The sequence below is a fragment of the Eubacterium maltosivorans genome (assembly GCF_002441855.2).
Taxonomy (GTDB): domain Bacteria; phylum Bacillota; class Clostridia; order Eubacteriales; family Eubacteriaceae; genus Eubacterium; species Eubacterium maltosivorans.
In genome coordinates, this window is sequence record NZ_CP029487.1 from 2,911,476 (window position 1) to 2,936,196 (window position 24,721).

Here is a 24,721-nt window from a genome sequence, read left to right on the forward strand (position 1 = left end):
TAAGATTGATATGAAAAAAGGCCATGTTTAGGCATTCTAAACATGGCCTTTTTTAAAGGATTTTACCTGAAACTTTAACTGGGAAGGAGAGACTGCGGTCTTTTAAGACAGAGACTTTTTTACAGGCGTCCGAGAAGCTCATGGCCGGCAGTTTAGCCAGAGGGTATTCCTGCCCAAGGTATGCGTAGGTGGTCTGCCCCAGGCGATGGTAGGGTAAAAACTCCAGCTCTGCGCAGGAGGCGAGATTTTCGCAGTAATCGGCGACAGCGTGAATGTTTTCAGGCGTATCGTTAATATTCCAGATCAGCGGAACGCGGATATGCAGCGCGGAGGGCTTGCTGTCTGCGGCGGCCCTGCGGGTGTTTTCCAGGATTGTCCGATTATCCACGCCGGTCCATTTTTGGTGCTGGATATTATCCATGAGCTTAATGTCAACATAGAATGCGTCCAGATAGGGCAAAAGCATGGCGATCCTTTCGTAATCGCCGAACATATCAAGCTCGGCCATGGTGTGGATGCCGGAGTCCTTACAGCCGGCTAAAAGCTCCCGGGCGAAGTCTGCCTGGCACAGCACATCGCCGCCGCTGAGAGTCACGCCACCGCCGGAATGATAATAGAAAATTTCATCCTTCAGGATCTGCTTTAAAACCTGCTCGACTGTCATGCGCTCACCGTAAACACCCAGCGCCCTGGAGGGGCAAAGCTCTGCGCAGCGGCCGCAGCGGCGGCATTTGTCCCTGTCAATGATGAGCCTGCAGGTATCCCCAGTTTGGTGCAGGGCCTTTTGGGGACAGGCTTCAACGCATTTTCCGCAGGAAGTGCATTTAGCGGGCTGATAATAAAGCTCCGGCGCCATTTTTCGGGATTCTGGCGTTGAACACCAGGCGCAGCGGAGCGGACAGCCCTTGAAAAACACAACAGTGCGCAGGCCTTTTCCGTCATTGGGTGATATTTTTTCGATTCGCAAAATTTGAGCTTCTCTACTCATGGGCTTCCCTTTCTGTTTGGCCAGGCCTGAGCGGTCAGCACACCGCGGCATGGGCGGTGCGTGAGATAATATCGTCCTGCACTTCCCGGCCAAGCTCCACAAAATAAGCGGTGTAGCCGGCTACCCGGATGAGTAGCCCTCTGTGCCGCTCTGGATTTTTCTGAGCGTCGATCAGCACATCCCGGTCGATAACATTGAACTGGACGTGGAAAACGCCCAGGGTACACATGCTCTTTAAAAACGACATTAACAGCTGGGTGGCGCTGTCACTCTGGTTAAAGGCCGGGTCCAGCTTGAGGTTCAGAAGTGTCCCCTGGCTGAAGCGGCCGTGAGGAATGTAGGAGACAGACTTGATAATCGCCCCCATGCCCTCGATGTCTGTGCCGGCGCTTGGGCTGACGCCGTCGGCCAGCGGAACATAGGCTTCTCTGCCGGAGGGCAGCGCGCCGACTTCCAGGCCAAAGGGGGTATTCCCGGATACAGGAAGGATACCGGCAGTCATATGCCCGAATTTACTGTCATAGGATTCGATCAGGTCAGCGATAAAGGTGAACAGATCGGCTGTCAGCTGGTTGACAGCCTCGTCGTCATTGCCGTATTTTGGGCATTCCAGGCACAGCTTCTGTACGTCCTCGTAACCCTTAAAATCATTTTCCAGGGCGGCGAGCAGGGTTTCCATGCTCACCCGTTTTTTATCGTAGACGAGGTGCTTGACCGCGTAGACACTGTTGATGAGGTCGGCGACCCCGATGGCGTCAAGGCCATTGCCCACATTGTATTTTGGCCCGCCCCAGGCGTAATCCCTGGCTTTAGAGATGCAGTCCTCAAAAGACAAGGAAAGCGCTGGACAGACACGCTCCTGGCAAATATCGTCGTTTACGTGGCTTCCGGCGACCATGGCACGGATAATGTATCTTATCTGTTCCCTGACGGCTTCAAGGAAGACATCGAAGGAGTCGAAGTCCCGGGGGTCTCCTGTTCGCACAGAGGCCGGAAGACGGTATTTTCGGCTGACCCCGTCGTTTAAGGCAAACTCGACCACTGAACCAAGGTTGTAGTCGGCGTAGGAGGTGTAGCAGTGCATTTTTCCCGCGAGATTTGTCTCGACACAGCCGCAGGGGTTCCAGTTGTATGCTTCCTTCAAAGGAACACCCTTGTTGAGCATCATCTGGATACCAATCTCGTCGCAGTGGAAGGCCGGGAATCCTGTGCCCAGCTGCATCAGCTCCGTTACCCTTTTCAGAAAAGCGTTTGAGTTCCGGGCCATGTTATAGCGCACAGACAATGAAGGCTGGTACAGCTGGACGTCCATGGTGGCCTGGAGGATCATAAAGGAAAGGTCGTTGACGGCGTCCATGCCGTTTTCGTCGACCCCGCCAACACAGACGTTCTGGAACATGGGGTATCCGGCGGAGAATTTAGCGGTGACCTCGTCCTGGAAAAGGCAGGGCTCGCTGAACTTGACCCACAGGCAGTCCAGTAATTCCTGTGCCTGTTCCGGTGTGATCCTTCCGGCCTCGAGATCCGCTTTGTAGAAGGGATAGAGGTACTGGTCCATACGCCCCGGGTTATAGCTGGCTGCGTTTTGCTCCATAAAAATGCAGGTATGGTAAATATAGAAGGACTGGAGCGCTTCGCGGAAGGTGCGGGCGGGCTTTTCAGGAACCCGGCCGCAAATGTCGGAGATGGCGAGCAGCTCTTCTTTTCGAGCAGGGTCTTCCTCGAGACCGGCCAGCCTCAGGGCTTCGGCCGAATAGCGCGCAGCCAGCTTTACAATGCCGTCCGCGCTCAGTGAAAGCGCCCGGAGATAGACCAGCTTCTCATAATGGCCTGGTTTTGTGATATCCAGGGAAGCTCTGGTTTCCTCGATACGTCTTCTTACGCCTTCAATCCCTTCGTTGATGATCATCTCATAGCCTGCGGTGGTCTCGCCCCAGCCGCGGACAGCCTTGCGGTTAATATACAGGACGCCGCAGTCACGCAGAATACGGGTTTCCTCGGGAATCTGGCAGAGCCATTTTTCATAGGTCGAACGCCCGCTCCAGTAAGGCCGGATCTCGTTGATGAAGCTTTCCCGGTCCTCGTCCTTTAAATAGAAAGGATCATACTCTCTGCTGCTGATGGTGTCCAGCTCGTCATCAAGAACGGACCAGCAGGTATCTGGACAAAGCAGGCCGCCGCGCTGCTTGCTGCCAGAATTGCCGACGATGAGTTCGTCTCCCCAGATTTTGACGGTTTTTTCCATGCACTGTTTGCGGAAAGCGTAGGCTTTTTGCACAACAAAGGGCTCGCCTTCGGATTCTTTAAATCCACGTGTTAAAATCAGCGCGTTTTCGAGGTCCATTTCCGGACGGGTGTTTAACACGCGATCTTTAAGTCTCATGATACGCTTCATATAGGCTTTGTCTTCCATCATCATTACCTCCAAATAAAATACTGCTGGAAAATTCTTCTTAATGATTACTATATCACGTTGTTCGTTGTTTGACAAGATAAAAATGTCATATATGACATTTTTCTTATGAGAAAATAGAGTTTTTAAAGATTCAGGACAATAAAAAACGGCGGACAAAGAATCGGCTGTCCGCCGGATGGCTTTTGTTATAGCTGGCCAAGCTCTCTGCATCGGTCGACGCAGGCCTTGACGCCCTCTTTCAAGCAGGTATCAAAGCCGAGCTCATCCATTTTGTCCAGGGCCGCCAGGGTCGTACCGCCAGGCAGGCGAAGCTTGTTTTCCAGGGCTTCGGCGCTCATGCCAGAGCTCAGAAGCGTTTCGGCGCTTCCCTTCATGGTCTGGGCGAAAAGCCGGAGCGCTGTGTTTTCATCCATGCCCATCTGTACAGCTTCATCAACGATAACGCGGGCCATATGATAGAAATACGCCGGGGCAGAACCGTTGATCGGAACCACCTCACACATGAGGGCTTCGGGGATTTCCTCGACGATTCCGCAGCTTGTCAGGAAGCGGTCCACTTCTCTGTAGTCGTCATCGCTCACGGCAGCTGCGCGGGAGACGGCAAAAGCGCCCAGGCCTGCCTGCGCTGTCAGGGTCGGCATGCAGCGGACAACCTTACAGGTGTCTGTAAGTCTTTCCTGATACCACTGATTGCTGATCCCGGCCGCAAGAGAGAGAAGGACTGTTTCGGCAGAGAATGTGCTTTTAATCTGGGGGACAATGGAGTCAATAACCTGAGGTGTCACAGCGACAACGACAACAGGCGCCTCCCGGACCAAATCCTCAATGGATTCATAAACGGTGTAGCCGTTTTTCATAAAACGTTCGCGAACCTCCGGTGAAACATCGAAGATTCCGATTTCTCCAGGTGAGTAGACGCCGCTCTTTTCAATTCCTGAAAGAATGGCCTGAACAATGTTTCCGGCACCGATAAATCTAACAGTTGCATTCATTCTTTTACCCCTTCCTTTCCGTGGTGTAACAAGCGCAGGGAGTACGCCTTGTTACCTCTGAATCTAGTATATTGCGACTTTATATTTTTGTCAAGATAATTTATGATAATTTTTCCTATAGTACAAAAATGTGATATAAGAAAATAGAGTAGGAGGCGCAACTGCAGGAAAAGTAGCTGTTAGTGTGCGTATTTTTATAAATTATCATAATAAAGTTTATTTTGAAATACGAAAAAGAACCCCTTTTCTATTAAGAGAGGGGATTCTTTAAAAGTTGCTGGTATACTCAATGCCATTTAATGATCAGCTTCGAATTCGCTCAGTCAATAAATTTAACACCAAATTTGTCTTAGCCCTCTACTCCCCGGGCTTTAATTTTCATACCTCGGCGTTTTAAAAGAACCGCCGATAAAATTCCCAAAGCCGACCAGACCACCATCCAGACAATCATGATGTTAAAACCAATGGTCACATCGCCTTGTGCCTCCCCGTAAGCCAGAAAACGGCTGATAATCGGCGCGACAAAAATATCCGGCGACAGCCCGATGAGGGAGATAATCCCAGTGGCGATGCCCGTCATGGCCAGCGGCACACCCGCCTCGCCTAAAATTGACCAATAGGTCGATTTGATCACATTGACCAGATAAGCCAGAATCACTGTGACCACCACACAGATCATGGTTGTCTGAGAGGTGAAGAACACCGCAGCAGCACAGACCCCAGTGGCCAGAAAGGCAAAGAACATCCCTGATCCCTTGAATTTGAATTTATCCATAATGATCCCGCCCGAGATTCCCGCGACAAAAACAATGATGTAGCTCCTGATAATGGACAAAGTGCTGGAGAGCTCAGGCGTGATCATCAGAACACGGGTGCAGTAGGTACCCATATAGCTGTTGGCTGTGTTCCATAAAATGTACCCGCACATAATGACAAAAATACACAACCAGATCGAGGATTTGCCAAAGGCTTTCCACATACTCTCCTTCTTTCCCGTCACAACCGTTTCCTTACCTTTGTCTTTATCAAAATCCGGCACCAGGAAAACGACCAGCAGCGTCAGCAGGGCAAAAACCGCGGCGTTGATCAACAGCACGGCCCTGAAGCCCGCCGCTTCCGTTGCAAAAAGTCCCATGACGCCCAGGCAGATAAAAGCTACGATGGTCTGCCCGACACCGCGGACTCCCTCGCTGATGCCAAATAGACGCCCCTGCTCGCTCTCATCACCCAGATTCCGGATCGCCTTGAGATAGGGCGACCAGAAGGTCCCCACACTGAATATACCATAAAGCCCATGGATAACGATCAGCGCTGTAAAGCCAGGAAACATCGAGTACCACAGGGTAATGAGACACATAGCCGCACAGGACAAAATCAGCAGTTTCTTCGTATTGAATTTTTCCGCCAGAATCCCGCTGGGTACATAGCCGATGACACTCAGCGTCCCATAGACGCCAGCAAGCGTCCCCAGCTGTATGTCTGTGATTCCCAGCGCGGCGACCATCTGATCATAAAATGTAAAGCGGATCAGTGGTGCCAGGTATGCGATTCCTGCGATAACGCTCAGGATAATGAGAACAATGTTTCTTTTTGACTTATCCAAATTCATAATTTTCCCCTTACTTTTGTTATTTTTTTAAAGAATAATGACAGAAGCCACTTTTTGGTGCTTTTATCGTGTTTTTTCGTAAAATACAGGTATTATTTAAGCAAATCATACCATGCTTTTATCCAATAAGTCAACTATTCCTCTTATAAGAATTATTTTTCTTATAGTGTCATTTTTCTTGACTTTTCTCTTTTTTGGTGCTATATTTTAACTAAAGTACAGGTATTATTAAATTTAAAGGAGTAAAATGATGTATTCAAACAGAAAATTCTATGAAAATTATGTATCCACACGCGACGTTGAGCTGCTGCACGACTATACCATGCGGGTTTTAAAGGAAGTTGGCGTTTCCTTTGCCTGTGAAGAGGCACTGGAAGTTTTTAAAAAACATGGTGCCAACGTTGACGGTAACATCGTCAAATTTGACGAAACTCTTCTCAACAAAGCATTGGAAACGGTTCCGAAATCCCTCACCATCTACACACCGGACGGTGAAACCAAAATCGGCGAGCGCTTCAGACCAAAGACCGTCGGCTGCTACGGTCCGCCCACCTTCTTATTTGAAGACGATACCTACAGAATCGCACAGAAAGATGATATGGTCAAATTTCTCAAGCTTATGGACACCAGCGACGTCACCGATTTTGTTAACAACTCAGCCTATGACACACCAGACCTTGACAAAACCCAAGATGACTTTTACATGCCCCAAGTCGCCATGTGTCTGAAATACTCGAAAAAACCGACCTACGGAAATGTCGCCAACAGCATGAATGTCCGGGGTAAAAGTCTGAAGCAGGCCGCCAAGGATATCGCTGTTCTCTACAAGGAATTTTACGACATCTGGGACAAACCAGTGCTGCTCACCAACTGCTGTGCTTTGTCTCCTCTCGGCTATTCCTATGAAGTGCTGGACAACATCATCGGCCTGGTCGAGGAAGGACAGCCCGTGGTTGTTATTACCTGCTCCATGACCAACCTTACCGCACCTGCATCGCTCATGGGTTCTGTGGTTCAGAACAACGCCACTATTTTAGCGGGCATCGTCCTGACCCAGCTGATCAACCCGGGAACACCAGTCCTTTACGGTTCTGTCTCTACCGCTAGTGATATGCGTACTGTCACCTGCGCCACCGGCGCGCCGGAAGCACAGCTGATTCAGATGTCCGCCCTGGCACTCGGCCGTTATTACCAGGTTCCTGTACGTACAGGGATCTGTGTTACCGATGCCCTGAAGCCCGACTACCAGGCTGGTGTGGAAAGCTTTATCAACCTGATGCCCTCCTACCTCGGCAAGGCGGACTTCATTCTCAACAATGCCGGCATCCTGAGCTCCTTTGCTGTGGGAAGCTATGAAAAATACATCATGGATGAAGAAATCAATCGCGTTCTCATGCGCCTGAACAAAGGCATTGATGTCAGCGACACCAAAGGTGAAAAAATCCTGGCCGAAATCAAAAAGGCCGGTCCTCTGGGAAACTTCCTTTCCGGACGTACCCCCAAAGAATACCGCCAGGAGCATCACCTCACCAACCTGTTCAACCGCAAAGCAGGCAACCCGCAGCCCCTCTATGAAGAAATCGGCGACATCCGGGACCGTGCCTGTAAAATCATCGAAGAGCGCGTCGAAAGCTACAAGCTGCCAGATCTCACGAAAACCCAGCAGGATATCCTAAACCGTTTCCTCCCAGAGGACGAAAAATTCTAACACCCTCCAATCTTTCATGGGCCGCGCAGCCACATCGTGCGCGGCCTTTTTCCGTAAAAAATAAAAAAGCCCGACGCCGCTTCAGGCATCGGACTTTTTTATCAAATTTATTTTATCCCTAATCACAAATTTCAATCCAATAGCTTACACAGTCCTCTGCCGAGAGGTTTGTCACGATGTGCTTTGTGTTGGCCCGGATCATGATGCAGTCCCCTTCCTCGAGGGCGTAGTTCTCTCCCTCGACCTCCATGCCCAGATTTCCTCTGGCCACAATCCCGAACTCGTCATAACTGTGGACCGTGTAGGACTTTTCATTCATACCGCCTCGCAGGGTCATGACATTGACCTTGAAGCCCGCCATACCGTCAAAAACTGACTCGAAATCCATGGAGTCGCTGATGCCATAAATGGGGAGCCGCTGATCCTTCCGGACCACATAAGTCTTATCTTTTTGGTCGTTGTTGATCTTTTCTACTTCGCCCGCGTCAACCATCAGCTCGTTGGCCGTAATGTTCAGTGCAAAACACAGGCGCTGGATGTTTTTTACCGAAGGATTGACCTCACCCCGCTCAATTTTGCTGATGTATCCAGCGGAGATTCCTGATTCGTCAGCCAGCTGCTGCAGCGTCATTGACTTTTCCTTGCGGAAACGCTTTAATTTTGTGCCGATCAGTTTAGTATCCGTCATCATTTTTTTCCTTTAAAATTACTATTGATTTCAGAATTTATATTGATTGTTCTGTTAAGAAAATTATACCATAAAATAAGAAAAATTATAAGACAAATGCTGGAATGAATCAATTTTTTTCTTTGGACGTGTATTCTTTGGCGTGCTTGAGTAGTTCTGGCCTTAGATTATTTTGACTGAAATCTTACGGTAACTGCTTCTCGGTGTCAGGCTGTCAAAGAAGCCGACTGCTTGATTCAAAGAAAAAGCAATTAAAAGTGCAGCCAAAGGCCGTATCGCATCAAATTTGCAAAAGGCAGATTTGCACCATAACTATCTACTGAACAATCCTCTTTTTAACGCTTTATCGCTTCATGATAAAGTTTTTTGCCACGCTGACACCTTGCTTGTGTTTAGCAAGCAGGGTGTTTTTTATGATCCTTTTATTCAGCCAGACTAAAGGACACCTCCACGCTCCCGCTCCCAAGGGCGTCGGCCAGGCCGGCAGCGTCTGTGATAGACCCCAGGCGGGTATAGCTGTAAGCGCTCTGAAACCCCTTGTAAAACAGGACGAGACAGTTATCCCCATAGAGCATCAGGTCACCAGGGGCAATACTGTCTGGCCGCCCGGCGTTTGTTGGCAGTGTATCTGAAAGAAAAAAATATTTTTCGTTTCCGTTCATTTCATCCATGTTTAAGGTCATGGGCATGGCGTTGACCAGGGCTTTTGCGGCCGGGGTATCCTCGAGCTGTGCGGTGTAAATCCTGCCCCCAACCTGGACGTGCAGCTCTGTGCCGGCAGTGCGTTCAGCCTCGGTTTCGGGCTGCGCAGAAATCTGAGCCGTCGGGCTGGGCGGCGCTGGTTCAGGTGTGCCTGAGCCCGGCGCGCCCTGGGAACAGCCTGCGAGAGCAGCAGCCAGAAGCAGAGAGCAGCACAGGAAAGCGGCTTTCAGGCGAATTATCACTGTTAGTACCTCCGATACGCTTGTTTAGAGCGCTCTACCCATATCATAGGCCGCCTTTAAGATAGGCGGTGCGTTTTTAGCCGCGCCCATACCGTCCAGGCCAGTACCCCGAAGCACGCCAGTCAGCTTTGCGCGTTCAAAGCAGTCGATCCAGCCCTGAAGGCCCTTGATCGCGCCGTCCATTGAGTCCCCGTTTTCATCTGCCGAGGTGGCAAGCAAATAGATGTCTCTGAAGGCATAATCGGCTGGAAACAGTGGATTGCTGCGGTCGAGCAGCGTTTTCATCTGACCGGACATTTCATAAAAGTAGATGGGCGTTGCGAACACCAGCACATCGGCGCGCAGCATTTTATCCACAATGGCGTTGGCGTCGTCCTGAAGGACACAGCGCTTGGTTTTCTGGCAGGCCAGGCAGCCCCGGCAGAATCCAATGCTTTTGCCGGCCATGCTGATCTTCTCGGCGTCATGGCCCGCGTCTCTGGCGCCTTGTGTGAACGCATCGGCCAGTGTGTCAGAATTGCCCCCTTTGCGGGGACTGGTTGAAAGGATTAGAATATTTTTTTTCATGGCGGATTACCTCTTTCTCTGAAAATTTGTATTTTATGCGTCAAGCTCGCGGATGACCTTCGCGGGAACGCCGGCAGCGATGGTATTTGCCGGAACATCCTTTGTTACCACCGCGCCGGCGGCGATGACCGCGTTATCCCCGATGGTCACGCCAGGCACCACCGTGACGCTTGCGCCCAGCCAGACATTTTTGCCGATGACCACAGGAGCCGGGTGCATGGAGCTCCGCCTTTGGGAGGAAAAATCGTGATTGAGGGTGGTCAGCACTGCGTTATGGCCGATGAGCGCGCCGTCGCCGATAGTAATGCCGCCCTGATCCTGGAAACGGCAGCCACTGTTGATAAAGACGTTTTTCCCTACCGTAATATTTTTTCCGCAGTCGGTATAAAAAGGCGGAAACAGGCCAAAGGAAGCGTCCACCGGTTTACCGGTGAGTCTGGAGAACAGAGCCCGAACCTCCTCCGGCTCATGATAGGCGCTGTTGAGCTCGCAGGTTATCTTCAGGGCCTCCTGGCTTACTTTGTGCATATATTCGTGGACCGGTGAATCCCCATCGACGGTTTCGCCGCGGTTCAGATGGTCTAAAAATTCATTGAGATTCATTTGCATGGTTTCCTTTCGTGTTCATTTTCTGCAGGCTTATTATATAATCGGCAGAACTGAAATAGCAAATACTTATAGCCTATATTTATCCATACTTGACAAGCATATCTAAGCCAACTATACTGAACCTATGAGGAGGTGTTTCGTATGGAAGTACGGGTTTTACGTTATTTTCTGGCCGTCGCCCGGGCGGAGACCATATCCGGCGCAGCAGAGTCGGTCCACGTAACCCAGCCTACCCTTTCACGGCAGATGATGGAGCTGGAAGAGGAGCTGGGAAAAAAACTGTTTATACGCGGAAACCGGAGGATCACTTTAACGGATGAAGGAGTCTTTTTAAGAAAACGCGCCCAGGAGATTGTCGATCTTGTGGACCGTACAGAGTCGGATTTCAGCGCGCCTGACGACATTATCAGCGGGGATGTCTATATCGGGGGCGGCGAGACAGACGCCATGCGCCTGATCGCCCGTGTTGTAAGGCGGATGCAGAAGGATTATCCGAATATCCGGTACCATCTTTTCAGTGGAAACGCCGATGATGTCACCGAGCGCCTGGATAAGGGACTGTTGGATTTTGGCATACTCATCGAGCCGGCAGACATCAAAAAATACGATTATATACGCCTTCCGGCAACGGATACCTGGGGGCTGCTCATGCGAAAGGACAGCCCGCTGGCGGCACTGCCCAGTATCCGAGCTGAGCATTTGTGGGGGCTTCCCCTCCTGTGCTCAAGACAGTCCCTCACCGAGAATGAGCTGTCTGGATGGCTTGGCAGCAATGCCGGGCGTCTGGAGGTTATCACCACCTATAATCTGATTTACAACGCAGCCCTCATGGTGGAGGAGGGCGTGGGCTATGCCCTGGGGCTGGACAAGCTGGTGAATACCACAGGCAACAGCGCGCTCTGCTTCCGGCCGCTGGAGCCGCGCATGGAGGCCCATCTGGATATTGTATGGAAAAAATACCAGGTTTTTTCAAAGGCCGCCGAAAAATTTTTAAAAGTGCTCCAGGAAACCCTGACGTCAGAGTAGTTCAGAAGGCCAAGATTGTTTATGAATCAGTTTAAAATACGAAAAACGAATGGCTGATCATTGGATATAGGCATTTTACATTTTTGAGATGCGCGTTATAATATAGGTGTACCCAATAAAAGGTACACCTTTTTCAGTTTTAGAAAGTTAAAAGGAGAAAACAGAGTATGAGTAAAATTTTAGTCGCATATTTTTCAGCAAGCGGTGTCACCGCAGGATTGGCAGAGAGGCTGGCAGCCGCGACAGGCGGAGACCTGCATGAGATCCAGCCCGAAACTCCCTACACACAGGCGGATCTGGATTGGATGGATAAAAAAAGCCGCAGCAGCATTGAGATGAATGACAAGACCTTCCGTCCAGGCATTGCAAACCGCGTGGCAGATATGGAAAGCTATGATGTGGTTTTTGTGGGCTTCCCGATCTGGTGGTATGTCGCCCCGACCATTATCAACACATTTTTAGAACAGTATAACCTTGAAGGCAAGACCATTATCCCCTTCGCGACCTCCGGAAGCAGCCAGATGGGCAATACCAACGCCGAATTAGAGGCTTCCTGCAAAGGGGCAGAACTGAGAACAGGCAAGCGCTTTAACGCAAACGCGAGCGAAAAAGAGCTTAAAGCCTGGTTTGACAGTCTGGGACTGTAAGGATAAAGCGGAAAACAACATGCCCGCCGTGCCTGGCTTTCCATATCCATATGCCCTATGGTGATCACCATTTTAAAATCTGTACACGAAGAACAGATTAGAGAAAACTTTTCAATCCATGACTTCAGCCTGTCTCATGAAGATATGAAGCGCATTGAAGATATGGCTATGGGAAAAAGCTTCATACTGGACATTCAAAGCCAGGACGAGGTATACCGTCTGCACGACATACGCTTTGAGCAGCAGGCTCCCGGCGCTTAAGTCAGAATATCTGTCATTAAAAAAGGCCAGCAGAAGCTGGCCTTTTTTGTGTACCGTTTATTTTAAGAAGTTTACCAGAATAATGGAAACCCCCAGTACCGAGAGCACTACTCCGGTGGCTCGGTTCAGGACAAGCGGGCTGGTTCGGTTGGCGAATTTCGCCGCAATTCTGGCCCACAGCAGGGTGGATAAAACGCAGAAAACGAGACTCCATATATCCGGAGCTCCGCCGATGGCAAAGTGGCTGACCGCGCCCGTAAAGGCAGTGAAGGTCATGACAAACACACTGGTGCCCACCGCTGTTTTCAGTTCATAGCCCAGCACACTGGTGAGAATCAACAGCATCATCATGCCGCCCCCAGCACCCACAAAGCCGCAGATAAAGCCAATGGCGACGCCACAGACCACCGATTGCAGGAAGCGTTTTTTAGGGTCTTTGTCCTTCATGGATTCTTTGGTAGTCATGACTGGCCGGACGATAAATTTAATGCCCAGCAGCAGCGTCATAAAGACCGAGAAACCGCCCATGGCACTGTTAGGAACCAGACTGGAGATCCAGCTGCCCACCAAAGTAAAGCACAGAACCGCCGCCATCATAACCAGACCATTTTTAATGTCCAGATTTTTGTTTTTGCCATAGGTGTAAGCGCTCACCGCGCTGGCGAGCACGTCACTGGCCAGAGCAATGCCTACTGCCTCGTAGGCTGGCATTCCCAGAAAGGTGATGAGCATGGGGCTGATAACCGCCGCTGCGCTCATGCCCGCAAAGCCTGTCCCCAGTCCGGCGCCGATGCCCGCAATAAAACAGATAATAAATTTAAAGAGCATGGTCTGTCCCCCTTTGTCTGTCGAAATATGCCCTCTTTATAAATATACCTTGTATTGTAGTCTTTTATCTTGAGGGTGTCAATGCAAAACTGTGCTCTTAATTCCTTTGCAAAAAAGGTTGACAGGCCTTAAACTAAGGTTACAGGCAGCGCGCAGACCTGAAAAACTTTTGGAGGTTAACAATGGCAGTAACAGCAAATATAAAAAGTGTTGGGTTGAAAATCGTTTCAAATTATGGTGAGCAAAATGGGAAGATCGTTAAAAAATCTAAAACCTACAGCGATGTAAAAAGCGACGCGTCCAATGAGAGTATCTACAATACCTATAAGTGGATCAAGAACATGCAGGAACCCATCGGTGAGTCCTGCACCAAGGCCGTCATCGAAGAGCTCATGGATGTCGCATAAGGATAAGGAGGAAAAGAAAAATGGCAGATTTAGTATCAAAGGATTTACAGCTGGGTTATGAACTGGCCAATGGAAAAACTTATAATATGGTTATTCCAGATTATAAGGACAGTATTACCGATGCCGAGATCGCTGAGGGAGCGAATGGTATTCTAACCGAAGGGATTTTTTCGCCCGACGGGCAGCCCCTGGCAGCGCTGGTGTCCGCAGTGCGTATCGACACCACCAAAACCGAAGTGGCTTTGGGTTAGGCGCCGGACAATGAAGGAAATCATCCGGGGAGCCGCCGCAGTGGCGGGCGGCATCCTCTCCTTCCTGTTTGGAGGGCTCGATGATTTGCTGGCAGTATTGACGGTTTTAATCTGCCTGGACTATGTGTCCGGCGTTATCAAGGGAATTTACAGGCATGAGCTTTCCAGTGCGGTGGGCTTTTATGGAATATTAAAAAAATTGATGATTTTTCTGGTGGTCAGCGCCGCTTTCATGATCCAGCGGATTATAATAGCCGAGCTGCCCATCCGGGACATCACGGTGCTTTTTTATATTTCCAACGAAGGCATCTCACTGGTCGAAAACGCCGCAGAATTTATTCCCATTCCCGATAAGCTAAAAGCCGTTTTACAGGAATTTAAGAAAGATGAAAAGGAAAAAGAATGACCATTTTAGAAGTGCAGAGAATTTTGTCCCATCTGGGCTATGACCCCGGTGAGCACGACGGCCTGGACGGCCCGAACACCCAGGCGGCCGTCAGGGCCTTTCAGCGAAAAACAGGCATTGAGACAGATGGTATTGTGGGCCCGGTCACCAGGGGACATCTGGCAGAGGCCTATAAAGACAGCCGCGCCAGCGAGCATTTTGCCATGTGTGAATATCAGTGTGACTGCGGCGGTATGTACTGCGCCGGCTTTCCCGAGCTCATGGAGGAGGCCCTGCTGGCTCAGGTGGAAAACCTGAGAAACTGTCTGGGCCGTCCAGTCATCATCACCTCCGGTGTGCGCTGCACACAGCGCAACCGCGAGGTGGGCGGCATCGAGCACTCCAAGCATAAGATCGGCTGCGCCGCAGACCTGTACTGCCCCGGCGTCCACTACTCCGAGGTGGCCGCCATCGCCAGAGACCTGGGGCTGGGTGTGATCGAATACCCCGAGCAGTTGTTTGTGCATGTAGAGGTATAGAAAAGAAACCCCAGGCATTGGAAGACGTTCTGATGCCTGGGGTTAAAAAACAGATAATCAGTTAATCAGCAGTGCTTGTGATTATCGGGGAAAATTTAGCGGGCTGTGTTTCGGTATAATAGGTATTGAATGCATCGGCATTGTTTGCTTTGCTGGCGCCGATATAGTGGAAGGCCACGTCGAAGCCGTAAGATTTGCCATACGACTGAAAAGTCGATACGATTTGATCCTGATACAAATCCCCTGCCATGGACACTGCTTCTAAACCGGGATACTGCTGAGTAACGGACCATGTTGTGGAAGTAATGTTTGTATAACGAAGCGCCCAATTTTTTGAAAGTCCATTGCCTTTTGCTGTGGCAAGAGACTGCTGAATATTATCGAAAGGAATGGCCGTCCCGGAAAAAAGAGGAGATACTCCGATAAATTTTTTATCAAACCAGATTGCCCCGGCGTTGATTGTTTTGTCCGAGTCATGGCGAAAATCATCCGACAGCTTAAACGGATTGCCACCATCGCCCCGTATCATGGCCTGCAGCTGAGGCGTACCCATTCCAGCGCTTCCACCAACGCTCTCGAGTGTGGCGATTTCTTTACTGCCGGCGGCGGCTTTTAGGCTGTTCACAAACTCATCCTCACTGGCCCAGGAATAGGATTTGTAGTTGCTGATCGTCATTTTCACATTTTTGACATAGTCCTGATATTCTTTGTGCTGTGTGTAGTTGTTTCCCTTGAACGTCTGATGGCTGTATTCTGTTTTGGGTTCGATATAAATACCAAGGCCGTAGGTGTAATCTGCACCGTCTACCCCGATCTCTGTTTTTACATGAACATTTGTCAGGGATGGCGTAATCGCGGGTGTGTCTCCTGTTATCGGCGAATCGGCGTATACATAGAAGGCGGCCTGGCCTGCCTGCTGCACCCATACATTTGACACATGAGCATTTCCAGATAAGCGGACGCCATATTTACCGTATTTAACGCTTGACTGTTCGAGTGCGCCGCCAGCCTTAACATGAACCGCGGCGATGTGGTCATAACGGTAGTTGTCTGGTTTCACGGTGCTTTGGGGTTCATAGTAAGGTGTGCCCATTCCAATGGAACGTGGCGCGATAACCTCGGTGTTTTTCAGTGTGCCCTCCACAGCGAGCATTTCACAAAGACCATGATCAGCGGGCATTACAAAGTTTTCGGTGGTTTCACCGGCGTCTGTAAAAGCGCTGATTGTTTTACCGTTTCCATCAAGCACATGACCTGCAGGAATGGTAATGGTGTTGGTTACGCCATAAATGCTATTCATCACTTTTACGTCGCCACTCGTAATGCCGTTTATCAATTCTTCAAGCGTACTGACTTCAGTGATACCATTGCTTTCAATAGCCGCCTTGGCGACAGGCGCGTTTTCGTTTTTTTCGGCTTCTTTTGCAGGTAAAGCTGCTTCTTCCTGGCCGCTGACTTCCAGTTTAGTTTGGTTTTCCTTTACAGGAGCCGCTTCATCCGTTTTTTTCGCAATACTAGCTTCCAGTTGTTCTTTTTCGGGTGGATCAGTCGTGGTGATCGCTTCGGACGCAGGTTCATCGGCGATTATTTCTTCAGCCATTACAGGGTGGATGAAGAGAAGCGAAAACAGCATAAAGAAAATCAGTAAAACGGCTTCTGCTTGAATAAGATGCTTTTTAAAAATCATTTGTTTTTCCTCCTCGTATAATATCTCATTTTAGATAATTGTCAAGTATTTCTTTGATATATGGAACATGATCTGATGGGCAGTTTACCACAGTGTCATATCGGCAATCCTTACTTTCATTTTGATAGGATGGAAAATTCAGGGCATGTCCACAATAGTTTAAGTAAATGATATTTCCGTCAATGATATAAGTATCTTCGGTTCTTTCCGTTAATAAAGTTGAAAATTCAGATTGTCTTTGGAGAATTCCAGATTTTATTGCTTTCAATTTAACTGGATCGTTTGTATCAAATTGCACAGCAATAACTTCATTGCTTAAATCTAAATCATCCGAATTTGGCTTAGGCATTAGACAATTGCTTGCATGACAACCTAAGTTATCGTCAATATTATCATCAAGTATTAATACGAAAGCCCTGAGGTTTCCTTCATCATTTGAAATATTCATTGTCTCGCTGTCTTTAAAAACATCCGTTAAATCATATCCATCAAGCCAATTCTCCGCGGGGCCGCCGACAAGGTCGCCTTTGCAGCTATCATCGTAAGATGCAACCGTATTGCCAGAAGCTGTGCAGTGAGTCAGGGTTGTTTTGGGAGCTGTGGCGTTACCCACAATGCCTCCTGCGTAAGGGGTACTCTGAGGAGCACCGTTTTTGACTGCTGAAACAGTATTGTTCGTTGCGCTGCATTTTATAAGGATTATGTCTGCGCCCGCGCTGCCTACCAGTCCGCCGACATTGGCATTTCCCTGAATACTGCCCTCTGTCACGCTGCAATTTTTGATCGTCGTATTGCCATCAACCGAACCGGCCAGGGCGCCAATGTTTTCACGGGCTTTGATGTCTGTTTTTTTAATGCTCAGATTTTTTATTTCCACTGCGCTGATAGCGCCAAACAGCCCGGTGTTATCGGACGATGAGGTTGTTTTCAGATTTGAAATAGGATGCCCACCCCCGTCAAAGTTTCCCTTGAAAGGCGTGTCCGGTTTGCCAATGGGGGTCCACTCCCGATTGTCCAGGTCAATGTCCTGACTCAGCTGAATGGTCTTTCCGGAAAAATCATTTCCGTCATTTACCAAGGCTGCCAGTCCTGCCAGCTGCTCGCCGGTGGAAAGAGAAAAGCTGGTGTCCGTGTTGTTGTACCAACGGATGTCCGCAGAATCGGACCAGCTTGTCTTCTGCAAAATATCCTTGATATACAATTCGGTTTTTCCTAAAACAGAAGCCTGGCCGTGTGCATTGACATAGCCAGTCATTTTAACATGGTTAGTGATATCTGCATCTGCAGCGGGATTGACTGAGTCACCCAGATAGAAGTCATCATCAATATGAACGATGGCATCGTTCACCTGTGCGATTGCTGTGCCATCATAGCTGCAGCCGCCAGCATAGAATCTTCCGATTTTATCATTGCTGTTATTATCCTGTAATCGGACATTTCGAGCATTTATTACGACATTTTCAACATTAGCAGTCTTGCTGCTAAGAGCCATGGCACCTCCAAATATTTCAGGGACTGTGCTGTCCGTTATATCTATTGCCGCTGTACCTGTCACATTAACGTTCGTGCCGGAATTGAATACCATGCCACCACCGATGATGGAGCCTGTTGTTGTGATCTTATCAATGATGATGTTCGTATTTTCACATGATGCGTCGCTATCGGCGCTGTCTGAATGGCCGCCGCCCAAAATAGACGCGTTAAAGTTCACAAGATTTTTAAGCGTAAGGTTTGTAGTTTTTACTGTTGCGCTGGCGTTTTTGCTTAAAGCCCATCCGCCCGCGTAAATATTTCCTTCGTCCATGCTGTTGTCACTGCAATAATAGCCCATATTGAACGTGCTGCTGTCGATTGAGATATGGGTGTTATTCACATCTGCTTTGGAGTTCGCTCCGTTGGCATAGCCGCCGCCCACAAAACAATCATCCACATATCCACCAGTGATGGTGATGTTGGTATCCCCGGTTACGCTGGCGTCTGCGTTGGCTTCTGTAGTCTTACCGCCGCCAAAGAGGTAGCTGATGCGTCCGCTTTTCATGGTAAAGTTTGTTGATGCAACGGTTTTATTAAGACCACCGGCAACAAAGTATAAGGATAAATTGTTATTATACTTTTCATTCAGAGGAATCATCTCCATGCCATCGCCAAACTCAAAATGATGGCCGTTGGCATACATATACCGGATGCCGTTGACATTTATTTTGATGTGGTCGAAAAGAGTGTCGGCGTCAAAGATCAAATCAGACTGCATCACCAGTCTTCCGTTATCCTTTCCCGTAAAGTGTACGGGCTTTGTAACGGTATATAAAGTTCCATTGCCAATATCCACGTCCCCGCTTACATAGACTGTTGTCTGTTTATCATCGGGCGCCTTTTCAAGCGCCGCTTCCATTGTTTTCAGCGGTTTACTCTCTTCAAAGCCAGGATAGCTGTCATTTCCGTTTGTAGAATCGACATAGAGCTTATCGGCAGCTGCAATTTCGAAAGTCAGTGTCAGCTCGGCTTTCGTCTGATTTTTTCCGGTAACCTCAATGATTGAGGTTGTATTTCCCTTAGTCGCTGGTGTTCCTGTGATTTTACCATTTTCCAGTTTTAGACCTTCCGGTAAAGGCTTGTCCTCTTTGACGGTGTAAGTGACGTTGCCGATGGCGGCGTCGTTTTGAATGGTAATTTTTGCTGACAGATCGTAAGCTTCAATGGCCATACCTACACTGCCTGCAACAGTGACGCTTTTCGGATTTAAAGTAATTTGTCTTAATTCGGGTTGGTTTCCTTCAAGTTTTCCATTTCCGGAGATAATCCCATTACAGACAATCCTGCCATTGTTGATAATGGTTCCGTTATTAATAAGCTCTTTATCTTCAGGAATGGTAAGTGTCTGCTCTTTAGGGATGGTCAGTGTGACGCCTTGTGGTATTGTCGCACTACCCGTTAAATCCATTGATCCTGTCAGTTCCACAGCCGGTGTCTGTACAAATTCGCCAAGCTTGGCGCTTGAAAGAACAGATGACAGGTAGCCCGCTGTCTTAACGATGGTTCCATCGACTATATTATTTGAATACTGAATTTTTCCTGGGCTGTTGTCGATATGGATAATTCCTGCCGCTCCTGAGCTGTTCGAATTTATTGAATCCGGGGACTTTTGAGTAAGGATTCCTGTCGTCTGACAGTTTTCGACTTTTGACCCATCAGCTCCTTTAATCCAAGAACCGATTCCCGCAAGCTCGGTCCCGCTGACCATACCGGTATTTTTGCAGTTTAAAATTTCTATTGTTAATTTTTCAGAAGTATCAATGGTTCCAAAAATCCCACCAAAATGCCAGCCTCTTGTCTGAGTAAAGTAAGGCTGTGTATTGTCTGAGAGATTGTTGAAATTGTCGGTCGCCCAAAAGATATCGGCGGCGTTGCTGCAGCCGCTTACCTTGACTGCGCCGTTTTGGAGATCTTTTCGCTCAAGAGCGCCGATGATCCCCGCAGCGCCTGTGTCCATAGCGTTGATCTGACCAGAGAGAATATGGCAGTTTTCAATTGTTACTGCGTCATAGCCAAAGCCGACAACTCCGCCAACACCGTAGTATCCCGTGATATCAATATCTTTAAGCTGAATATTTTTAAAGGTGGCGCTGTTTGCGTTGCCAAAAAGGCCCACGGAGCACATTTTTTGAACGGGCTGGGATAAATTTGATATTACTTTATCGTTGCCATCAAAAGTTCCGTTGAAGCAGCAGATGGTTACCTTACCAGCTGTTTGGCCGTAATAATCAGCTTTTGAAATATCTTCGCTCATAGCGGTCTTGCCAATGGCGGTCCAGGCTTTGCCTGATAAATCAATGTCGTTCATCAGTGTAAAAGTTTTGCCTGCCATAATATTGGCGGCCAGAGCAGTGTTGTTCTGGTCTTTTGCGTCGCCGTTAACCAGGGCTGCAAGGCCAGCCAGCTGGGCTGGGGTTTTGATTTCAAAGTTTGTTTCTTCAGCGTTAAACCATGCGGTATCCACTCTGCTACCATCCCAGGCGCCCACAGCTACGGCGGAGGTGGTGACAGCCTTTGAAATCCCGACAATGTTGGGATCGGTACTGCTTACCTCTGCCTGAATGAACTTGCCGATATCATTGACGGTTACCGCATAGCTCGCTTTGTCAGCCCCGTCAATTTTTGTAAAGGTACCGTCTTTTGTATCGCTGGTAAACCACTGGTATTGAGTATCGCTGCCTGTGGCGTTTTTCACGCTGATGGTATCATAAACTTCTGGCGCTGTGTTATCCAATTCAATCTGAGCAATGTCTTCCTTGACGGTTACAACACAGGTATCGGTTTTTTGGCCGTCTTTCGTGGTGACGGTAATATTGGCGGTTCCTTTGCCAACAGCCTTTACCACGCCGTCTGTGTCCACGGCTGCCACGGCTTCGTTGCTGCTGCTCCAGGCAATGGTTTTATCTGCGGCGTAATCCGGCGTGACATTGGCCGTTAAGGTCTGCGTTTCACCAGTCTTCATTTCCAGCGTGTTCTTATCCAGGCTTACGCCGGTCACCTTATTATCTAAGATTCCGCTTAGTCTTGCGCTGGGACTGTCCTTATAATCGCCGGTTCCGGTAACGGTCAGCTGAAGAACCTTGCCGACATCGGCGGCGCTTAAGGTGTAAACCGCGCTGGTTTCGCCGGGGATCGGCTCAAAGGCGGTGCCGTCGCCTCTCAGCCATAAGTATGTTACTGTGGCGTTTTCGGGAACGGTGGTGGCTGTGACCTTATGCCCGACAACGGCTTGATTGTTTTCAAGAGTCAGATTAACGGCAGTGACGGAGGTTTTTGCTGCTAATAGGCTCAGTGCATCGCTGATGGCTTTTGTCTTTTCGGCGATTTCTGTCTGTGTGGTTTCAGGCAGGGTCTTTGCCGCTTCATAGGCGTCTTGGAAGGCCTTCCAGCTGGCTGCGGTGTGATCGCTTTCCTGCTTGCCATTGGCGGTTTTTATCATTTCATCGAGCTTATCGGCTCCGGCAAAGATCAATTGGGCTTTTGCGGCAGCCATTTCCTCAAGGGCGGTGTTTACCTGATCAGTTGAGGCCAGGGCGTCTGCTTCTATACGAACGGCATTGCTGACAGCTGTCTGATAGCTGTCCCAGGTGCTTTCTTTATAGTCGTCTGCCTTTAGCGTATAGACAGGCTCTTGATGATTTTCGCCAATTTCGGCGGTGATGGCTGCGGTTAAGACAGTTTTATTCGCCGTGACGGCCTTGGCAGGCTCGCTTGTGACGCTGCCGGTATAGTGTCCGCTGACCTTTCCACTTGCGGTTAGGGTAAGGCTTTTGCCAATATCGCTTTCACGAACCGTATATGTGCTGCCACTGCCGGCATCCTGGGCATCCGATTTCCAGCTCAATAGGACATCAGAGGCTGCGCCTTCGGGATCAACTGCGGTGAGGGAAAGAATTTCCCCGACAGTGACGGTTTTTCCGCTGCCGCTCATTGTGACGCCTTTTAAGGGAGCGGTCACACGGAGGGTGATGGTCGCCATGATGGAGGCGTCGGTGGGATTTTCAGGAATCGCCATGATAACAACGTCTCCCGGCGCCTTTGCGGTAACGGTGCCGTCTTTATCGACAGTGGCGGTGCTTTCCGATGAGCTGCTCCATTTGACGTTTTTATTCGTGGCGTTATCCGGTTTGACGGAAGCGGTTAAAGGCAGGGTACTGCCAGTTTCGATACTGTCCGCTGTTTTTTGAATAACAACGCTGTCGACCGGGATATCTACCGGTTCTTTTTTTGTGACGGTAACGGCGCAGGTAGCTTTGTAGCTGCCGTCTTTTGTCACAACCGTAATTTTACTCTGTCCCTCGGCCAAAGCTGTGACTTTCCCGTTTCCGTCGACATTTGCAATTTTGCTGTCCTCGGCATACCATGCGATGGTTTTGTCTGCAGCGTTATCCGGAGCGACTTTAGCGGTTAACACGGCGCTGTCGCCCACAGTCATGGTGAGCTGGCTTTGATCCAGGGATACGCCGGTAACACGGACTACTGCAGGCGTTGGTGTTGGTGTCGGCTCAGGCGTGGGTGTTGGCGTCGGTCCAGGCGTGGGTGCAGGGACCGGCTGTGGTGATGACGGCTGCGGCGTTTGCTGTGGCGCTGCCGGATTTGTCTGCCCGCCGCTGCTGGTATTATCGGCATTGCCGCTGGTATTATTGTTTTCGCGGCTGGTGTTGTCTGCCGTGGTGCTGGCGGTGGTATCAGTCGTTTTGGTCGAATCCACTTTGTTGTTCACGTCGTTCCCGTTCGCGCTTTTCGCGATAGGATTGGCGGAAACCTTAACGTTTGCGGGGACGATATTGCCCTGAATGTTTTCTTCTCGGTTGGTAATGACGTTTTCGACAACACCTTCTCCAGTAAGGTTTAACGTGGTTTCTGTGGCCAGTGTGTTTACTCTGGCGTCTTTTGCGATGTTCACGGTGCTGTCTTTGGCCTTATCTGTCACGATGAGTTTTCCGACTTCGGAGCTGGCATTGAGGTTTATCTCTGCCTTGGCGTTAATGTCAAGCTTATCGACTTTGGCGTTGATGACGAGTTTGGTCTCTTTGGCGTTTTCACCGACGACCAGTGTCTTAAGAGGGCTGTCGATCGTCATTTCGGCCTTGCCGTCCAGCTTGACGGTTTCGATCTTGGCTTCTTTGGCAATGGCAACAGTACTCCCCTCGCCATTTTTAGCGATTGACAGTGTGCTGATCTGTCCGCTGAGCTCCAGCTTTGCGGGCTGGATAACGTTCAGCTCTGCCGCTTCGGATTCTTTGTCCAGAATAAGGCGGACGTCTTTTTTGTTGACGCTGATCTTATTCAACACTGTTTTTTCAAAATGGACGGAGTTCGCGCCGCCGCCGTTGATGTCCGTATCTTTGGAAATACGGCTGTTGCGGACGGTAACGGTTCCTTCTCCAACGGCTTTGTCGATGGTCAGGGTGCCGTTGATGGTAGCGTTTTCCAGTATGACGCCATCTGATTTGATCTGTACGTCGCCATAGGTGGCCTGATCGCTGTAGGTTCCTGCTGTGTCAAAGACTTTTGCTGCTGTCTGTTCGCTGCTTTTCCTGCCGCAGCCAAAGACAAGCAAAAGAATGGTGATCACGGCCAGAAGGACAATCGCGATGTTTTTCTTCTTCATCTTTTTACCTCTCGTATAGGATTATTTTATTTATAGTTATCGGGCATGGCCCTTGATAAGTAAATAATGATCTAATATTGCGCGTTTCTTTGAAAAGGCTTTTGTTTTTTTGAGAAACGCTTTACTTTTTTATTCCAAACCTTACCGCTTCCAGGAGCGTCGAAGCCATAAAAACGCCGAAGCGCACTTAGGTCGAAGCGCAGCCAGGTAATCTTTTTTTGACAGAGGTTTACCTCCGCTGTTTTATCTGCCAGCTGCTTATAAAGGATTTCTGGCCGCCATTCATAAGCGTTTGAATAATCTTTGTATTTTTGGCTATCCACGCATGAGGCTTGGAGGGGATTATCATAAAAAAGCTTCTTAAGAATAAGGGTGGTTTCATCAAACTGGTAGCAGCGAGAAGCCTCTTTATCGATTACCGCGGGAGAGCCGCCTAAATCCCGCAACACATTGTGAGCGGCTGAAAATGCTTCTTCTCTTAGGAATAACTCGATTTTTTCACAGCAGCGTATATCTGGATAAGGATACAGGTTTTTTAAGGAAAGATCTTTGCCTAAAAGGCACTTTATACCCTGTTCATCAAAGCTGCTGAGGATTTTTTTCAGCAAACGCTGCTGTTTTGCTTCCTCCAGAACAATTTTAATTTTGTTTTTTCGTATTTCGGCCATTACAGGAAGCTCAGGTTGATCGTTTTCACTCAAATATTCCACACCATAGCAAATGAATGGCACCATAGACAGGCGCGCCGCCTCCTGGTATAAACGTCCCCAGTCTAACTCTGAGGACGGCGGGGCTGGCGGATGTGCCGTCAGCACCGAACTGGCCAATTCATGCAGATACTGCGTTTCAGTTGTGCTGTTTTTCATACTGTCTCCTTAGCCCAAAACCGATTAAATATTTCTTTAACCTTATTTGTTTATAATATTAGCTGTTGCCATAGATAATACGGGTGCAGCTCGTTTTTTATTCGTGGAATCCTGTCATTCCACGAACTTTCCAGCGAAAACCCTGTAATCAGAGGG

At 49.1% G+C, this 24,721-nt stretch carries 19 protein-coding genes; 7 read left to right on the forward strand and 12 right to left on the reverse strand.

Features of this window, described 5'->3' with window-relative positions; all coding sequences use genetic code 11:
* Nucleotides 1-52: 52 nt before the first annotated feature.
* From CPZ25_RS13620 to CPZ25_RS13635, 4 genes are all read right to left on the reverse strand, one after another.
* Nucleotides 53-988, reverse strand: a complete 936-nt coding sequence (locus CPZ25_RS13620) for a glycyl-radical enzyme activating protein (RefSeq protein WP_167495237.1) — start codon at nt 986-988, stop codon at nt 53-55.
* Nucleotides 989-1,022: 34 nt separating this feature from the next.
* Complete coding sequence (locus tag CPZ25_RS13625) at nt 1,023-3,404, reverse strand: glycyl radical protein (protein ID WP_341473481.1); 2,382 nt, start codon at nt 3,402-3,404, stop codon at nt 1,023-1,025.
* A gap of 185 nt (nt 3,405-3,589) precedes the next feature.
* Nucleotides 3,590-4,396 (reverse strand): pyrroline-5-carboxylate reductase, encoded by an 807-nt coding sequence (gene proC / locus CPZ25_RS13630; RefSeq protein ID WP_074616321.1) that lies wholly within the window; start codon nt 4,394-4,396, stop codon nt 3,590-3,592.
* A gap of 349 nt (nt 4,397-4,745) precedes the next feature.
* The gene (locus CPZ25_RS13635; RefSeq protein ID WP_074616320.1) at nt 4,746-6,005 is read right to left on the reverse strand and encodes an MFS transporter; all 1,260 of its coding nucleotides are present in this window, start codon (nt 6,003-6,005) and stop codon (nt 4,746-4,748) included.
* A gap of 247 nt (nt 6,006-6,252) precedes the next feature.
* Here CPZ25_RS13635 and mtpB point away from each other — a divergent pair, with 247 nt between their 5' ends.
* Nucleotides 6,253-7,713, forward strand: a complete 1,461-nt coding sequence (gene mtpB, locus CPZ25_RS13640; protein ID WP_243129306.1) for a proline betaine:corrinoid methyltransferase — start codon at nt 6,253-6,255, stop codon at nt 7,711-7,713.
* 118 nt (nt 7,714-7,831) lie between these two features.
* Here the strand turns inward: mtpB and CPZ25_RS13645 are convergent, their stop codons facing one another.
* The 4 genes from CPZ25_RS13645 to CPZ25_RS13660 form a co-directional block, all read right to left on the reverse strand.
* On the reverse strand, nt 7,832-8,401 hold the full coding sequence (locus CPZ25_RS13645; RefSeq protein WP_207670823.1) for a helix-turn-helix domain-containing protein: 570 nt from the start codon (nt 8,399-8,401) through the stop codon (nt 7,832-7,834).
* Between the two features lie 422 nt (nt 8,402-8,823).
* Nucleotides 8,824-9,345, reverse strand: a complete 522-nt coding sequence (locus tag CPZ25_RS13650) for a cyclophilin-like fold protein (RefSeq protein ID WP_243129307.1) — start codon at nt 9,343-9,345, stop codon at nt 8,824-8,826.
* 24 nt (nt 9,346-9,369) lie between these two features.
* Nucleotides 9,370-9,912 (reverse strand): flavodoxin family protein, encoded by a 543-nt coding sequence (locus CPZ25_RS13655; protein ID WP_096918861.1) that lies wholly within the window; start codon nt 9,910-9,912, stop codon nt 9,370-9,372.
* A 33-nt stretch (nt 9,913-9,945) separates the two neighbouring features.
* A complete protein-coding gene (locus CPZ25_RS13660) occupies nt 9,946-10,515 on the reverse strand; it encodes a sugar O-acetyltransferase (protein WP_058693042.1) in 570 nt (189 codons plus the stop codon).
* Between the two features lie 147 nt (nt 10,516-10,662).
* On the opposite strand from CPZ25_RS13660, the gene CPZ25_RS13665 reads away from it, so the two are divergent.
* Together CPZ25_RS13665 and CPZ25_RS13670 are read left to right on the forward strand one after the other, a co-directional pair.
* Complete coding sequence (locus CPZ25_RS13665) at nt 10,663-11,547, forward strand: LysR family transcriptional regulator (RefSeq protein ID WP_096918862.1); 885 nt, start codon at nt 10,663-10,665, stop codon at nt 11,545-11,547.
* A gap of 167 nt (nt 11,548-11,714) precedes the next feature.
* Nucleotides 11,715-12,194 carry a flavodoxin gene (locus tag CPZ25_RS13670; protein WP_096918863.1) on the forward strand — a complete coding sequence of 160 codons (480 nt, stop codon included), beginning with the start codon at nt 11,715-11,717 and terminating at the stop codon, nt 12,192-12,194.
* Nucleotides 12,195-12,512: 318 nt separating this feature from the next.
* On the opposite strand, the gene CPZ25_RS13675 is transcribed toward CPZ25_RS13670, so the two are convergent.
* Nucleotides 12,513-13,283 carry a sulfite exporter TauE/SafE family protein gene (locus CPZ25_RS13675; protein ID WP_058693046.1) on the reverse strand — a complete coding sequence of 257 codons (771 nt, stop codon included), beginning with the start codon at nt 13,281-13,283 and terminating at the stop codon, nt 12,513-12,515.
* Nucleotides 13,284-13,465: 182 nt separating this feature from the next.
* On the opposite strand from CPZ25_RS13675, the gene CPZ25_RS13680 reads away from it, so the two are divergent.
* The 4 genes from CPZ25_RS13680 to CPZ25_RS20845 are packed head-to-tail and all read left to right on the forward strand — an operon-like array spanning nt 13,466 to nt 14,865.
* A complete protein-coding gene (locus tag CPZ25_RS13680) occupies nt 13,466-13,690 on the forward strand; it encodes a DUF1659 domain-containing protein (protein WP_096918865.1) in 225 nt (74 codons plus the stop codon).
* Nucleotides 13,691-13,710: 20 nt separating this feature from the next.
* Entirely contained in the window at nt 13,711-13,941 is a 231-nt protein-coding gene (locus tag CPZ25_RS13685; protein ID WP_096918866.1) for a DUF2922 domain-containing protein, read from the forward strand.
* Nucleotides 13,942-13,951: 10 nt separating this feature from the next.
* Nucleotides 13,952-14,347, forward strand: a complete 396-nt coding sequence (locus tag CPZ25_RS13690) for a phage holin family protein (protein ID WP_096918867.1) — start codon at nt 13,952-13,954, stop codon at nt 14,345-14,347.
* On the forward strand, nt 14,344-14,865 hold the full coding sequence (locus tag CPZ25_RS20845; RefSeq protein WP_096918868.1) for a D-Ala-D-Ala carboxypeptidase family metallohydrolase: 522 nt from the start codon (nt 14,344-14,346) through the stop codon (nt 14,863-14,865). The genes CPZ25_RS13690 and CPZ25_RS20845 overlap by 4 nt, the downstream gene beginning before the upstream one ends.
* Before the next feature lie 61 nt (nt 14,866-14,926).
* On the opposite strand, the gene CPZ25_RS13700 is transcribed toward CPZ25_RS20845, so the two are convergent.
* The 3 genes from CPZ25_RS13700 to CPZ25_RS13710 form a co-directional block, all read right to left on the reverse strand.
* Nucleotides 14,927-16,552 carry a hypothetical protein gene (locus CPZ25_RS13700; protein ID WP_096918869.1) on the reverse strand — a complete coding sequence of 542 codons (1,626 nt, stop codon included), beginning with the start codon at nt 16,550-16,552 and terminating at the stop codon, nt 14,927-14,929.
* 25 nt (nt 16,553-16,577) lie between these two features.
* Entirely contained in the window at nt 16,578-23,699 is a 7,122-nt protein-coding gene (locus tag CPZ25_RS13705; RefSeq protein WP_096918870.1) for an Ig-like domain-containing protein, read from the reverse strand.
* A 71-nt stretch (nt 23,700-23,770) separates the two neighbouring features.
* Entirely contained in the window at nt 23,771-24,565 is a 795-nt protein-coding gene (locus CPZ25_RS13710; RefSeq protein ID WP_096918871.1) for a nucleotidyltransferase family protein, read from the reverse strand.
* Between the last annotated feature and the right edge of the window lie 156 nt (nt 24,566-24,721).

Excerpts from the sequence above, each read along its gene's own strand:
- CPZ25_RS20845 (WP_096918868.1), top strand. The coding sequence starts at position 14,344 with ATGACCATTTTAGAAGTGCAGAGAATTTTGTCCCATCTGGGCTATGAC.
- CPZ25_RS13660 (WP_058693042.1), bottom strand. The coding sequence starts at position 10,515 with ATGAATCTCAATGAATTTTTAGACCATCTGAACCGCGGCGAAACCGTC.
- CPZ25_RS13700 (WP_096918869.1), bottom strand. The coding sequence starts at position 16,552 with ATGATTTTTAAAAAGCATCTTATTCAAGCAGAAGCCGTTTTACTGATT.
- CPZ25_RS13680 (WP_096918865.1), top strand. The coding sequence starts at position 13,466 with ATGGCAGTAACAGCAAATATAAAAAGTGTTGGGTTGAAAATCGTTTCA.
- proC (WP_074616321.1), bottom strand. The coding sequence starts at position 4,396 with ATGAATGCAACTGTTAGATTTATCGGTGCCGGAAACATTGTTCAGGCC.
- CPZ25_RS13705 (WP_096918870.1), bottom strand. The coding sequence starts at position 23,699 with ATGAAGAAGAAAAACATCGCGATTGTCCTTCTGGCCGTGATCACCATT.
- CPZ25_RS13685 (WP_096918866.1), top strand. The coding sequence starts at position 13,711 with ATGGCAGATTTAGTATCAAAGGATTTACAGCTGGGTTATGAACTGGCC.
- CPZ25_RS13625 (WP_341473481.1), bottom strand. The coding sequence starts at position 3,404 with ATGATGGAAGACAAAGCCTATATGAAGCGTATCATGAGACTTAAAGAT.
- CPZ25_RS13620 (WP_167495237.1), bottom strand. The coding sequence starts at position 988 with ATGAGTAGAGAAGCTCAAATTTTGCGAATCGAAAAAATATCACCCAAT.
- CPZ25_RS13645 (WP_207670823.1), bottom strand. The coding sequence starts at position 8,401 with ATGACGGATACTAAACTGATCGGCACAAAATTAAAGCGTTTCCGCAAG.
- CPZ25_RS13675 (WP_058693046.1), bottom strand. The coding sequence starts at position 13,283 with ATGCTCTTTAAATTTATTATCTGTTTTATTGCGGGCATCGGCGCCGGA.
- CPZ25_RS13690 (WP_096918867.1), top strand. The coding sequence starts at position 13,952 with ATGAAGGAAATCATCCGGGGAGCCGCCGCAGTGGCGGGCGGCATCCTC.
- CPZ25_RS13655 (WP_096918861.1), bottom strand. The coding sequence starts at position 9,912 with ATGAAAAAAAATATTCTAATCCTTTCAACCAGTCCCCGCAAAGGGGGC.
- CPZ25_RS13635 (WP_074616320.1), bottom strand. The coding sequence starts at position 6,005 with ATGAATTTGGATAAGTCAAAAAGAAACATTGTTCTCATTATCCTGAGC.
- CPZ25_RS13665 (WP_096918862.1), top strand. The coding sequence starts at position 10,663 with ATGGAAGTACGGGTTTTACGTTATTTTCTGGCCGTCGCCCGGGCGGAG.
- CPZ25_RS13670 (WP_096918863.1), top strand. The coding sequence starts at position 11,715 with ATGAGTAAAATTTTAGTCGCATATTTTTCAGCAAGCGGTGTCACCGCA.
- CPZ25_RS13710 (WP_096918871.1), bottom strand. The coding sequence starts at position 24,565 with ATGAAAAACAGCACAACTGAAACGCAGTATCTGCATGAATTGGCCAGT.
- mtpB (WP_243129306.1), top strand. The coding sequence starts at position 6,253 with ATGATGTATTCAAACAGAAAATTCTATGAAAATTATGTATCCACACGC.